Source organism: Nocardia yunnanensis (assembly GCF_003626895.1).
GTDB lineage: Bacteria > Actinomycetota > Actinomycetes > Mycobacteriales > Mycobacteriaceae > Nocardia > Nocardia yunnanensis.
This window is the reverse complement of the sequence record NZ_CP032568.1, coordinates 3,440,377-3,453,491: the sequence shown is the minus strand read 5'-3', so window position 1 is coordinate 3,453,491 and position 13,115 is coordinate 3,440,377. Positions and strand designations below refer to the sequence as shown.

General features: G+C 69.5%; 10 protein-coding genes. 3 read left to right on the top strand and 7 right to left on the bottom strand.

Annotation, left to right across the window (positions count from 1 at the left end):
* Positions 1-256: 256 nt before the first annotated feature.
* A complete protein-coding gene (gene guaA, locus D7D52_RS16000) occupies positions 257-1,816 on the top strand; it encodes a glutamine-hydrolyzing GMP synthase (RefSeq protein ID WP_425464637.1) in 1,560 nt (519 codons plus the stop codon).
* 208 nt (positions 1,817-2,024) lie between these two features.
* On the opposite strand, the gene D7D52_RS15995 is transcribed toward guaA, so the two are convergent.
* The 6 genes from D7D52_RS15995 to D7D52_RS15970 all read right to left on the bottom strand — a co-directional run bounded on the left by D7D52_RS15995 (position 2,025) and on the right by D7D52_RS15970 (position 9,446).
* On the bottom strand, positions 2,025-2,225 hold the full coding sequence (locus D7D52_RS15995) for a hypothetical protein (RefSeq protein WP_120737311.1): 201 nt from the start codon (positions 2,223-2,225) through the stop codon (positions 2,025-2,027).
* Positions 2,218-3,837 carry a PspC domain-containing protein gene (locus tag D7D52_RS15990; protein ID WP_120744154.1) on the bottom strand — a complete coding sequence of 540 codons (1,620 nt, stop codon included), beginning with the start codon at positions 3,835-3,837 and terminating at the stop codon, positions 2,218-2,220. Before D7D52_RS15990 ends, D7D52_RS15995 begins: the two co-directional genes overlap by 8 nt.
* A gap of 80 nt (positions 3,838-3,917) precedes the next feature.
* Complete coding sequence (locus D7D52_RS15985) at positions 3,918-4,562, bottom strand: MspA family porin (RefSeq protein WP_120737309.1); 645 nt, start codon at positions 4,560-4,562, stop codon at positions 3,918-3,920.
* 145 nt (positions 4,563-4,707) lie between these two features.
* Positions 4,708-8,247, bottom strand: a complete 3,540-nt coding sequence (locus D7D52_RS40325) for a nitroreductase/quinone reductase family protein (RefSeq protein WP_425464677.1) — start codon at positions 8,245-8,247, stop codon at positions 4,708-4,710.
* 72 nt (positions 8,248-8,319) lie between these two features.
* On the bottom strand, positions 8,320-8,631 hold the full coding sequence (locus D7D52_RS15975; protein ID WP_162958337.1) for a hypothetical protein: 312 nt from the start codon (positions 8,629-8,631) through the stop codon (positions 8,320-8,322).
* A 167-nt stretch (positions 8,632-8,798) separates the two neighbouring features.
* The gene (locus D7D52_RS15970) at positions 8,799-9,446 is read right to left on the bottom strand and encodes an MspA family porin (RefSeq protein ID WP_162958336.1); all 648 of its coding nucleotides are present in this window, start codon (positions 9,444-9,446) and stop codon (positions 8,799-8,801) included.
* Between the two features lie 353 nt (positions 9,447-9,799).
* Here D7D52_RS15970 and D7D52_RS15965 point away from each other — a divergent pair, with 353 nt between their 5' ends.
* Positions 9,800-11,125 (top strand): ATP-binding protein, encoded by a 1,326-nt coding sequence (locus D7D52_RS15965; RefSeq protein ID WP_120737301.1) that lies wholly within the window; start codon positions 9,800-9,802, stop codon positions 11,123-11,125.
* Positions 11,126-11,131: 6 nt separating this feature from the next.
* Complete coding sequence (locus tag D7D52_RS15960; RefSeq protein WP_120744153.1) at positions 11,132-11,767, top strand: response regulator; 636 nt, start codon at positions 11,132-11,134, stop codon at positions 11,765-11,767.
* 3 nt (positions 11,768-11,770) lie between these two features.
* Here the strand turns inward: D7D52_RS15960 and D7D52_RS15955 are convergent, their stop codons facing one another.
* Positions 11,771-12,901 carry a serine/threonine-protein kinase gene (locus tag D7D52_RS15955; protein WP_425464636.1) on the bottom strand — a complete coding sequence of 377 codons (1,131 nt, stop codon included), beginning with the start codon at positions 12,899-12,901 and terminating at the stop codon, positions 11,771-11,773.
* Positions 12,902-13,115: the final 214 nt, after the last annotated feature.

Below are 13,115 nucleotides of genomic sequence, written 5' to 3'. Positions count from 1 at the left end.
GTCCCACATCTCCCACCTCGCCTCCCGGACCCGTCAGCGCGGCTGAGAGCCGCCGGCGGTCCCAACCTCCCACCTCGGTCATGCGGGCCCGGGGTAATGATCCACTCGTCATCCCGGCGTGCTTTTGGCCGGGATCCAGGCTGATCGAGTGGATTCCGGCCCAAGGCACGCCGGAGCGACGGCGATCTTCGGTTGAGCTGCGGCGAGGCGGTTGCCCGGAGCGCGTGTGGCCTATGTCGCTCCGTAGACTGTGGCGGTGGCAGATACCCAGCGACCAGTCCTTGTCGTCGACTTCGGCGCGCAGTACGCGCAGTTGATCGCGCGCCGGGTGCGCGAGGCGAGCGTGTATTCCGAAGTGGTTCCGCACACGATCACCGTGGAGGAGATCGCGGAGCGCAAGCCGCTCGCGGTGATTCTCTCCGGCGGCCCGAGCAGCGTGTACGCCGACGGCGCGCCGCAGCTGGACGCGCGGCTGTTCGATCTGGAGCTGCCGGTCTTCGGCATCTGCTACGGCTTCCAGGCCATGGCGCAGGCGCTCGGTGGCACGGTGTCGCACACCGGGACTCGCGAATACGGCCGCACCGAGTTGAGCGTGGACGGCGGCATCCTGCACGGCGGTCTGCCGACTCGGCAGCCGGTGTGGATGAGCCACGGCGACGCCGTCACCGACGCCCCGGCCGGGTTCGAGGTGACCGCGACCTCCGCGGGCGCGCCGGTCGCCGCGTTCGAGGATCGGGCGCGCAAGCTCGCGGGTGTGCAGTACCACCCGGAGGTGCTGCACTCGCCGCACGGCCAGCAGGTGCTGAGCCGGTTCCTGCACGAGATCGCCGGGATCCCGGGCGCGTGGACCGCGTCCAATATCGCCGAGGCGCTGGTCAAGCAGGTGCGCGAGCAGGTCGGCGACGGGCACGCGATCTGCGGTCTGTCCGGCGGCGTGGACTCGGCGGTGGCGGCGGCGCTGGTGCAGCGGGCCATCGGTGATCGTCTCACCTGCGTGTTCGTCGATCACGGTCTGCTGCGGGCGGGCGAGCGTGAGCAGGTGCAGCGGGATTTCGTCGCCGCGACCGGGGCCAAGCTGGTCACCGTCGACGCGGTCGAGAAATTCCTGGGTGAGCTGAAGGGCGTCACCGATCCGGAGGAGAAGCGCAAGATCATCGGCCGGGAGTTCATCCGGTCCTTCGAGGACGCGGTCTCCGAGGTGGTCGGCGAGCAGGGCGAGACGAAGGTCGAGTTCCTGGTCCAGGGCACCCTCTACCCGGATGTCGTCGAGTCCGGCGGCGGCGCGGGCACCGCGAACATCAAGTCGCACCACAATGTCGGCGGTCTGCCGGACGATCTGGAGTTCGCTCTGGTCGAGCCGCTGCGGCTGCTGTTCAAGGACGAGGTGCGCGCGGTCGGCCGCGAACTGGGCCTGCCCGAGGAAATCGTTGCGCGCCAGCCGTTCCCGGGTCCGGGCCTGGCCATCCGCATCATCGGCGAGGTCACCCACGACCGGCTCGAGCTGCTGCGTCAGGCGGATGCCATTGCGCGCGAGGAGCTTACGGCCGCCGGCCTGGACAAGTCGATCTGGCAGTGCCCGGTGGTGCTGCTGGCGGATGTCCGCAGCGTCGGCGTGCAGGGCGACGGCCGCACCTACGGCCACCCGATCGTGCTGCGCCCGGTGTCCTCCGAGGACGCCATGACCGCGGACTGGACCCGCCTGCCCTACGAGGTGCTCGAGCGCATCTCCACCCGCATCACCAACGAGGTGGCGGAGGTCAACCGCGTCGTGCTCGACGTGACGAGCAAGCCGCCGGGCACCATCGAATGGGAGTGAAACTCCCACGCTGACAACGAAGATGGCCCGCACCACCTGGTGCGGGCCACTCTGTTTCGGTCGTCTCCCGGGGTGACAACTGATTTCGAGCCGATGAGGGTAACTCGCCGGGTACGTCCGAAGTCGGTTCGGCACCTGGCGCAGGCACGGATGCGGGCCGGCCAACGGCTCTCGGCTGCCCGCTGAAGTCTTGGGGAGGCGGGGGAGTTCAGTCGCGGTTCTTTCTCGGTGTGAGAACCAGGACTATGCCGACGACTATGGCGGCGATGACGACGATCCAGCCCAGGGACAGGCCGCCGGAGACGGGCCAGGAGTGCGGGCCGACAAAGGCCCAGACGCTCACTCCGAGGCCGAGCATGCCGGCCAGTAGCAGGGAGAACGAGGGACGACGGTTCTTGTTCTCAGCCACGGTTCACCTCCGCGTTTCCCATCTGCACGTCGACGGTCAGGTTCAGGACGGGGCCCGTCGCCGGGCCGGTCAGTCCGCGCTGGCAGTTCGAATCTCCCATGCGGACATTGCATATCGTGTTCACTCGCAGGGTGGGCGGCAGGTCGACGCGGGCGTCGCCCATGCGGACCTTCAGCGTGACGGCGCGGTCCTCGGTGAGCTGCAGGTTGCGCAGGTCCAGCGTGCCCGAGCCCATGCTGACGTGATATTCCGGCAGCAGCTCGGAAGCCGTTGCGGCGGACCAGGTGTGGTCGCCCATCGCGCCCTTGTCGAATTCGATGGGGCCGATCAGCGAGGCCAGGATGACGAAGCCGGCCAGCGGGGCCAGCAGCACCATCAGGCCGTGCCCGCGGCGCAGGAACGCGCCGATGACGAGGCCGAGCGCGAGGACGGCGAGGGCGGCGGCGCCGATGCGGCCCGGCGTCATCCAGTCCACCCCGGAGGCGGCCACGGAACCCGCCGCGGCGGCGGCCAGAATGGCCAGGCCGATGGTGACGGGGGTCAGCCGGGAACGGGGACGGCGCGGGGGCGCCTGGACCGCGGTCTGCTGGCGTAGCGGCGCGCCCGGTTCGGGCAGGTCCCAGGCGAGCGGGGCGACGCCGAGCGGGTCCCAGCCGGGCGGGGTGGGGCCGAAGTCGGGGGAGATCGGGGCGGGGCCGAACCCGGTGCGGGGACGGTCGACGGTGGACGGAATGCGATGCAGGACCGGGGGATTGGCGAGGTCTGCGCCGGGAGGTTCCGTGTCGCCGGAGCGCTGGCTCGCCGTGTCGGTGTCGGCTGGCGGTGTCTCGTGCTTGGTGAGGTCGACGGGTGCCGAGCTTTCCGCATCCGACTTGTGCAGGACGACGGTGTCGGCCACCGACGAGGCGGGCGCGTAGCGGGTTTCGATCACCTCGGTCACGGCCTCGCCGGTCTGCGACATATCCTGCGCCGCAGCGGGTTCGGGTGCGCGGTTCGGGTCCGGCTCGTAGTGGTCGGGCAGGGTCGTGTACGGCCCGTAGGTCTGGAAGGTGACCGCGTTGGTGCCGGGGTATCCGGTCCAGAACGGGTTGGTGGTGCCCGGGTATCCGGTGTTGAGGATGTCGCTGGCGGCGGCCTGTTCGAAATAGGTTGCCGGCGGCTGGGTTTGGCGCTGATACAGCAGCCACCAGCCGACCATCATGAGGAAGAACCCGATGACCCCGGAACCGCCGAGCCCGATGCCGACGGGACCCATCGTGCTCACGGCGATCCCCAACGCCACCATGAGCACGATGGTCTTGGACGAGGAATGCGAGGACCGGCCGCGGCCGAACAGCGATTCGGCGGCGGAAGCCTGGTCTCCGGCCTGATTGAGCAGCAGCCAGGCGGCCAGATAGAGCACGATGCCCGCGCCGCCGAACACCGCCGACACCACGAACGCCACCCGCACCAGCACGGGGTCCACGTTGTAGCGGCGGCCGAAGCCGACGGCCACGCCCGCGACCGGGCCGTCCTTCGGGAAGCGCATCGGCCGGGTCTGCCACAGATCGTGAAGCTGATCGGAGAAGCCGGTACGCCCGGCGCTCTTGGACCAGTCGCTCGTTCTCGTCATGGCTTCCATCGTGGCGGCCGAGGCTGTTCAGGCGCATCGGGGATCACCCTGAATGGCCACCTGAACTTGGCCGGAGGCGATTACAGCGTGAGCAGATCCCCGTAGACGGCGCCGCTGCCGCCGTCACCGCCCCGGTCCGCGCGAATCTGCGTGTAGGGGCGAATGGTGAGCGGTCCGCCACAGCCGCTGACCATGAGGTGCAGGTCCTGGATCATCAGCGATCCGGTGCTGCCGTCGCCCGGCAGCTCCTTGTCCCCGGCGTCGATGTCCGCGATCTTGCCCGGCGCGATGCCGATATCGATCCCCACCCCGCCGGAGACCGACGGCCCGACACTCAGGTCGACTCCCGCATGCGGGCCGCTCGAGGTGTCGATCCCGGCGGTCGCGGTGACCGACGGATTGAGATCCAGTTCCGGGTCGATGTTCAGCTTGGCGTCGATATCGGTCTGGCACGCCACGTAATAGCCGACCTTCAACTTCCCGGTGGCGCCGTCGGCGATCCGCCCGTACGCGGTCCCGCTCATGAACACTTCCCGATTGGTCGGCATCCCGTTCATCGCCGGCACCTGCTGGGCGTCCACATCCCGCAGCCCGACGGTGAACTCGAATCCGTTTGGCGTGGAATAGGTTTTCTCGTGTGTCGCACTCGCTGCCGTCGCGTGCTGCGCGATCAGCGCGTATCCGGCCACCGCGACCAGTGCGGCCACTCCATGTGCGCCCAGCATTCCTCTACCCCGCCGATCCTGCTCATACCGTCGGCACGCTGCGGCGGGCCGTGTCGATGATCTGGCCCGAAACTCCGGAGTCCCTGCGCATTGCCTGGGACTTTGCTGTGTCACCGCCCGCTGCCGGTATGGTCCCTCGGTGGGGTCAGGCTCGGTAGATGGCTACCACTGGGATTCGGCGGGTGGTTTTGGCGCGGTATTCGGCGAACACGGGCATGAGGTCGATCATGCGCTCGTAGAGGGCGTCTGCTTCGGCGCCGCTGAGGAATTCGGCTTTGCCCGTGTAGGTTTCGGTGCCGAGTTCGACCGTGAGTTCGGGGTTGGCGCGCAGGTTGTGGTACCAGGCGGGGTGTTTGTCGACGCCGCCGTTGGAGGCGATCAGGACGATGCGGTCCGTGTCCGGGACATAGACCAGCGGATTGGTCACGGCCCGACCGGATTTCGCGCCGGTGGTGGTGATCACGACCATATTGTCGCGCCCTTCGAAGGCCCCGCCCACCTTCCCCTGTTTGGCGCGAAATTCCTCGATCACCGACTCGTTGAATGCGTTCATCTCACCTGTCCTGTCACCTGGTCTGTGCTGGTTCCAACGGCTGGCAACCCGGTGTGGCGCTAGGAAATTCCGGGGGTCAGGAGCAGGGCGGACGGTAGCTGAGCTGGGGCAGGTGGCGCCGCCAGAGATCTTCGGTCCAGCGCGTGGCGGTGGATGCGCAGATGCGGTCGACGGCGTGCTGTGTGTCGAGGTCCCAGAGGCGAAGTGCGCCGTTTGCGCTGCCCGCGACGATCTGCTCGGCGTCGGGGGTGAGGGCGACCCGCCAGATGCTGCGGGATGAATCCGCCAGGGTGACAGTGCGTTTGGGGTGGGCGCGGTCGGTGAAGTCCCACAGCTGCACGCCGCCGTCCTGTCACTGTCGGTGCCCAGCACGAGGGTGTTCCCGTCGGGGGAGAGCTGGACGAAGCCGAATTGCGGCGTCGTCCCGTATTCGCCCAGCAGGACGGGCGGCCGGTCATCCCGGCGGTCCCACAGCGTGATTCGTCCATCGCTGGACATCGCCGCCATCCGATGACCGGTGGCGTCGAATACGGGTGGATTCACCCATGCGGAGTGCCCGTCGAGGATGGCGGGTGGTAGCGACCAGGCCTGCACCTCACCGGTCCAGCTGCCGGACACGAGGGTGCGGCCGTCGGCGGCGAAGGCCATCGAGCTGGGGCCGCTGTCGCACGGGGTGGACGTATCCGCGTCGTAGTGACAGATGCCCGGACTGCTCGACAGCGGGATGCCAAGGGCGGAAGGCGCAGTGGGGTCGGTGACGTTCCACAGTCCTGCCGAGCGCGAACTGCTGGCCGCCAAGGTGTGGCCGTCCGGCGAGAATTCCAGCGCCCACAGGCCTTCGCCGAGCGCCGTGCCGAAGGTCGAGGCCCGGCGCGGGTGTACCGGATCGCCGATATCCCACAGTTGCACGGTCGCATCGTTGTCACCGGTCGGGTGCATCGCCCCATCGCCGATGCCGATCGCCAGCAGGGTGCTGTCGGGACTGAACGCGGTCTCCCGGATGGCGCCGGGTTCGGTCACGGCGGGATTCAGCAGAGCCGGGTTGGCTCGGTCGGCGATGTTCCAGAGCTGCACCGTCGCTTGGTCGTATCCGCCGCTGTTCATGACCGTCGGCAGGCCGAGCAGGGAAAGCACGCGGCCGTTCGGACTGATCCGTATCTGGTCGTACGGCGTTCCGGGCGAACTGCGCAGTCGCCGGGGCGATCTCATCACCGGTGCGGACGGGTTACTGGTATCCCAGAGCGTCAGGTCGGTGGAGTCGACGGTCACGAGGGTGCGGCCGTCCGGAGTGAAGGCGATCTGTGTGGTGGGGCGTGCCGTGGGCAGCGTCGCCGAACGCCGGGGGACCGATGGTTCGGAGATGTCCCACAGGATGGTGTCGGTCGCGCCGGTCTTGGGCATGGGGGTGGTGGCGAGGACGGCGCCGTCCGGGCTGAATGCGAATGCGAAGATGCCGTCCAGTTGCTTGCCCAGCGGCTTCGGATGCCGGGGATCGCTGGTATCGGACAGCTGGAAGGCCCCGTTGTAGGACAGCGCCCCCAGCAGCGTGCCGCCCTTCCCGAAGGCGACCTCGCGGACCGCCTGCGTGAAGAGGGGGGTCGCGGTCATCAATGGCTGATTCTGGGTTTGCAGCAGTTGAGATTCGGCGGTCGCGTCGCCCGGACGCATGCGCCACGCCACCAGGTTCAGCTGTGCCGCCAGCGATGGGTCGACCGAGCGCACTCGATTCGCCTCGGCCAGCACGGCCGCGAAATCCCGGTCGTCACGGCGTTGATCGGCCAGCCGGGTCTGGCTGTAGGCACCGAAAGCGACCAGCAGCAGGGCCGCGGCCAGCAGCGCGAGGCGGGCTTTGGTCCAGGTGGCGCGCCGGCGGGATTTCCTGCGGGCGTGCTCGGCGGTGGCGAGGAACTCCTGCGCGAGCGGTCCGACCGCGGGCGGATCGACGTGGCCGAGGGCATTGTCCAGCCGGGTGCCCTGGTAGAGCAGGGACGAATCTCGTTCCTGGGCGGCCCATTCGGCGGCGTCGGTTTCCAGTCGTTGGCGGACCAGGTAGCCGACGCGGTCCTCGTCGATCCAGGTGCGGAGGCGGGGCCAGGCGGTGAGGACGATTTCGTGGGTGAGGGTGACGGCGTCGGCGTCGAGGGTGATGAGGCGGGTGCGGGCGAGGAGTTCCAGGGCCGTGGTGGCGTCTTCGAGGTTGCCGGCGCGGGACAGGAGGTCGGGGCGGAGGGCGGGGCGGCGGGTGTCCCGGGCGTCGCGGCGGACCGAGACCAGGCCGAGCAGCAGGGTGCGGGCGGCGGCCTGCTGGCCGGGAGTCAGTTCGTTCCAGGCGTATTCGGCGGTTTCGGCGACCGAGCCGACGACGCCGCCGACCTTGCGGTAGCCGGCGGTGGTGAGGCGGCGGCCGTCGCGGTGCTGCCAGGTGGCGGCCATGACATGGGAGAGCAGGGGCAGGGCGCCCGGATCGTAGGTGCGGCGGCCGTGGTGGTCGGCGGTGCCGCAGAGTTCGGTGATGACGAGTTCCTCGAGGCCTGGTTCGAGTTCGAGGCCGACCGCGCGGGCGGGACCCGAGATCGCCTGGGCCAGTTCGTCCTGCCCCATGGGGCCGAGGGGGTAGCTGCGGTGTTCGAGGGCGTCGCGCAGGACCGGATGGTTGAGGCAGGGGGCGTAGAAGTCGGCGCGGAGGGCGAGCACGATGGTGATCGGATCGTCTGCGCGGGTGGAGCATTCGTGTAGGACAGATAGGAAGTCCGCGCGGACCGCTTCGTCGGCGCAGGTGGTGAAGACCTCTTCGAATTGGTCGATGACCAGCAGGCGGGGCGAGGTCGCGTCCGCTCGCGGGGCCAGGGCGGCGCGCACCCGGGCCGCGATCGGTGTGCCGGGTTCGGCTGCGGCACTGCCGAATACGGTGAGCAGGGTGTCGAGCGGATCGGGTCCGGGCGTGGCGACCGTCACCTCCCGATCGGCCAGGGCCGGAATCAATCCCGCCGACAGCAGGGAGGATTTGCCCGCCCCGGACGCACCGGTGACGGCGACCGGTCCGGTGGCGTCGCGGACCAGGGCGGCGAGCTCGGCGGTCGCGGCGGTGCGCCCGAAGAACAGGGTGCGGTCCTGGCGGCGGTACGGGCTCAGGCCGGGGTAGGGGCAGGCGGCTTCGGAATCCTCGTCCGGATCCCAGGAGGTGGCGGCCTGCCAGAGCCGTTGCTATTCCTTGGGTTCCGCCAACTGCCGGGTGAGCGGCGTACCGGCCTTGCGGGCCAACTCGACGAGGGTGAGCACCACCGGCAGCAGGGATTCGAAGCGGGCGGGCACATTCCGTCCCGCCTTCCAGTCGCTGATGCGCTGCGCGGACGCGCCGCCGGGCCGTGCGCCCTGCGCCGCTCGCATGCGGGTCTCGGCGGCCGCGGCGACGCGACGCAGCGTCGGATTGCCCGCGGCCGCATAGAGTTCGGTGAATCGCTGCGCGAAAAGCGCTCGCGGGGACAGCATCCGCGTCTCGGCCGAATTCTCGCTCACCACAGCCGATCCCCGTTCGGTCCCCACCCTGACCGGTTCAACATATCCGACCCCGGCCGCCGCGCCCAAGCCCGACGGCGGCCGGAGTCGAGCGCGACTACGGCTCGGCGGGCATGCCTTTCACCGTGACCGCGGCCGTCACCGCATTGATCGCCGTTCCGTGCGGATCACAGCTGAATCGGGTCGCCCACGATGTAGTCGGCCGCATCCGCTCCCGGGGAGGTGCCCTCGATGATGGTGTAGGACTGCACGGTCAGCGGGCCGCCGCAGCCGTCCGCCCGCAGCTGGTAGTCGCGGTTGACGAGGTAGCCGGTGCTGTCCGGGCCCAATTGCTTCTCGCCCAGCGGGATGTCCTTGATCTTGCCGGGCGTGATGCCCAGATCGATCCCGATGCCCCCGCCGATCGCCGGCTCGATGTTCACACTCGCGGTCGGCGTGACCATGTCGAGCCCGGCCGAGACCCCGGCGTTCAGGGTGACGTCCACGCCCGCCTTCGCGTGGATGTCGAATTTCACGTCCAGATCCACGGCGCAGGCGACGAAGTATCCGGTGCGGATCCTGCCGGCGCCGCCGGCCACCCTGCCGTAGGAGGTGTTGTCCAAGTACACCTCGCGGCTGGTCGGCATCCCGTTCAAGGGCGGGACCACGCGGTGGGCGGCGTCCATGGTGCCGACGGTGACCGACATTCCGGTCGGCGCCACGGTCGTCCGTTCGTGTGGCGCGAGGCCCCCGTCCGCATGGGCGATGCCGGTGGCCGCTCCTGCGAGCAGGCTCGCGGCAGTGATGGCACCGATGAGAGCGGTCTTGATGATCATGAGTCCTCCCCGACTCCGTACTGCGGCGCCGGTCGGCCCCGCTGAGATGAAAGGTAGGGAACGACAAGGGCTTCGGGGCATTGCTCGGCCGCCGCCGGAGGGTGAATCCGCTGGTCGAGGCGTGTCGCGGCACTTATCCGGTCCGGCCGGAATCCGTTCGCCCTGCCTCGGGCCGGCTGTCCGGAGCGGTAGGCAGATGATCGATCCGGTATCCGCCGGCGCTCCCGTCCGCCTTCGTTTCCGTGCAGTTCAACGCCGGTTTTTCGTCCGGATCGGACAATTCGACGGCTCAGGGATCGAATCGGGGTGTTTCCTGATGTCGGCTGTCGGGGCGTCGTGCCAGTATCGAAGGCATGTACCCGTCCGCGCCCCTGTACGACCCTGCCCGCGGGGCGGTCACCCCGGTGACCCAGCCCAAGCTGGTGCGGCGGTCCGGTGGGCGCATCGTGGGCGGGGTGGCGGGCGGGATCGCCGATCATCTCGGCGTCGACGTCTTCAAGGTGCGGGTCGTGTTCGTGCTGCTGGCCGCGCTGGCCGGGGCCGGAATCGTGGCCTACGGCATGTTGTGGATCTTCACGCCGGGCGGCGAGGACGCGTCCCCGCCGACCCCGGCGGAGCGGCGCCAGGGCATCGGGCTGGCGCTGCTGGGGATGGCGTTGTCGGTCGCCACCGCCTGGGTGTTCAGCGGGACGGCCGCGCATGTGGTGGGGCCGATCATCGTGGTCGCCATCGGCGCGGCGCTGGTGTGGCGCGAATTCGACGCGGACGGACCGAGATCCGTCATCGGGTTGCCGACGAGACCGTCGGTGGTGACGTGGGCGCGCATTGTCGGCGGGGCCACCCTCATCGTGGTGGGCCTGGGTGTGGTGGTGCTGGGGCGGATCAATCTCAGCTCGCTGGGGTCGGCGCTGCTGGCGGTCGCGGTCAGCCTGGTCGGGGCCGGGCTGCTGACCGTGCCGCTGTGGCTGCGCATGGTGCGGGCGCTCAACGACGAACGCGCGGCGCGGATTCGCAATGACGAACGCGAGGAGATCGCCTCGCACCTGCACGATTCGGTGCTGCAGACGCTGGCCCTGATCCAGCGGCAGGCCGACGATCCGCAGGAAGTGGTGCGCCTGGCCCGCAGTCAGGAACGCGAGCTACGCAAGTGGCTGTTCGAGGACACCGGCCCGGCGCAGTCGAGTCTGGCGGCGGCGCTGCGCACCATCGCCGGCGAGGTGGAGGATCAGCACGGGGTGAAGGTCACACCCGTCACCGTCGGCGATGTGTCGATGGATGTGGACGACAGCGGAATCGGGCTGCCCAAGGAGCATTTCACCGCCGTGCTCGGGGCCGCCCGCGAGGCGCTGGTCAATGCCGCCAAGCACGCGGGGGTGCCGACCATCGACCTCTACGCGGAGGTGGAGCCGCATCAGGTGAGCGTGTTCGTGCGCGACCGCGGCGCCGGATTCGACCCCGATGCGGTGTCGAAGGATCGGCAGGGCGTGGCCAAGTCCATCCACGGCCGCATCGAGCGGCGCGGCGGGCACGTGGAGATCAAATCCGCGCCCGGCAACGGCACCGAGGTGCGAATCTACATGCCGCGCAAGGACGGTGGTGACGAGCGACTGGTGGTGCAGCAGGATGTGGGTGTGCCGGCGTCAGGAAGCCGCGGGTCGATGGAGGCGGAGGAGAACTAGGTGAGTGTGCGGGTCTTTCTGGTGGACGACCATGCCGTGTTCCGGTCGGGGGTGCGCGCGGAGCTGAGCCGCGAATCCGATATGGAGGTGGTCGGCGAGGCGGGCGGCGTGGGCGAGGCCATCGCCGGGATCAAGGCGACCGCGCCGGATGTGGTGCTGCTGGATGTGCACATGCCCGACGGGGGCGGGGTCGCGGTGCTGCAGGGCATCGATCCGGGCCCGGTGTGCTTGGCGCTCAGCGTGTCCGACGCGGCCGAGGATGTGATCGCGGTGATCCGGGCCGGCGCGCGCGGGTATGTCACCAAGACCATCTCCGGGCCCGAGCTCGCCGACGGCATTCGCCGGGTGTCCGGCGGCGACGCCGTGTTCTCCCCGCGCCTGGCCGGGTTCGTGCTGGACTCCTTCACCGGCAAATCGCCGGTGCCCGAACCGCCCCTGGATCCGGAACTGGATTCGCTGACGCCGCGCGAGCTGGAGGTGCTGCGGCTGCTGGCCCGCGGCTACACCTACCGCGAGATCGCCGAAACCCTGTTCATCTCGGTGAAGACGGTGGAGACCCACGCCTCCAACGTGCTACGCAAAACCCAGCAGTCCAACCGGAACGCCTTGACCCGCTGGGCTCATCGTCGTCGCATCGACTGACCGCTACAGCGCCACCACCAGCACGATGATGATCAGCAGGCCGATGAGCAGACCGATGGCCACCGCCAGCGGGCCGGCGTTCGGGCCGAGGGCGCTGAAATCGAAGCTCTTCGACTTCGGTTGCGGGGCAGCCGGAGTCGCGGCCTGGGCGCGCTGCGGACGGGGCAGCGGGCTGGAGAGCGGGCTGCGCAGTCCGGCCGCCGAATTGCGGGCCGCCCACGCCGGAATGGTGCCGTCCTCGGTGCGAACCGGGGCCTTGAGAATGTAGGGCGCGGTGCCGGGACCGAAAGCGGCGGTGAGGATCTCGTTGCGCGCCTCGGTCATGGTGGGGCGGCGCTGCGGGGCCGGCTCCATCATGTGCAGCAGCACGTCGGTGAGCGGACCGCTGCGCGTGGGCGGAACGATCTGGGCCATGGCGGCGCGCTCCACGATGACATTGCTGTCGTCGTCGAAACCGTAGGGCGGCTGACCCTCGATGGCGGTGTACAGCGTTGCGCCGAGCGAGAATACGTCGCTGGCCGTGGTGGGCCGGGCGCCGCGCGCGACCTCCGGCGGCAGGTAGGCGGGGGTGCCGGTGATGACGTCGCCGATCTCCTCGGTGGCGTCGTTGGCGCCGCTGGAGATGCCGAAGTCCGACAGCTTCACCATGCCGACCTCGTCGCCGCGATCGGCGACGAGGATATTGCCGGGCTTGATGTCGCGGTGCACGATGCCCGCCGAATGCGCGGCCGCCAGCGCGTCGGCCACCTGCGCCCCGATCTGCGCCACCTCGATCGGCGACAGGCGATCCACCAGCGCAAGGGCTTTGGCCACACTGCGCGAGGGCAGGTACTCCATCACCAACCAGGGTTCGCCCGCCTCGAGCACCACGTCGTACACGGCGATGGCGTGCTCGTGCGACAGCTTGGCCGCCACCCGCCCCTCGTGCATGATGCGGCTGCGCACTTCCTGCGCTTCCGCTTCGCTGAGCCCCTGCGTGGTGAGCACCTGCTTGATGGCGACATCCCGGTGCAGCAGCCGATCGGTCGCCAGCCACACCGCACCCATGCCACCACCGCCCAGCTTGGACTGCAGACGGTAGCGGCCGGCCACCAGATAGTCGGGGCCGACAATGGGACGGGGTCGTTCGGTCACGGGTGCAGGGTAGCGGAAAACCATCCTGACTGGCCTGGTTCGAAACCCGGCGTTTGCTGGCTCACCCCGCCCTCACCTGCGTCCCTCTCCCAGACCCACACGGACACACAGCGTTTCGTTTCCCGCCGCGCGCGCCGATTTTCTCGACCCCTCCCGACCTACCGGACGAAACGGCCGCCGAGACACGACCGGATCCGCGCCGCCGAGCGGCGGC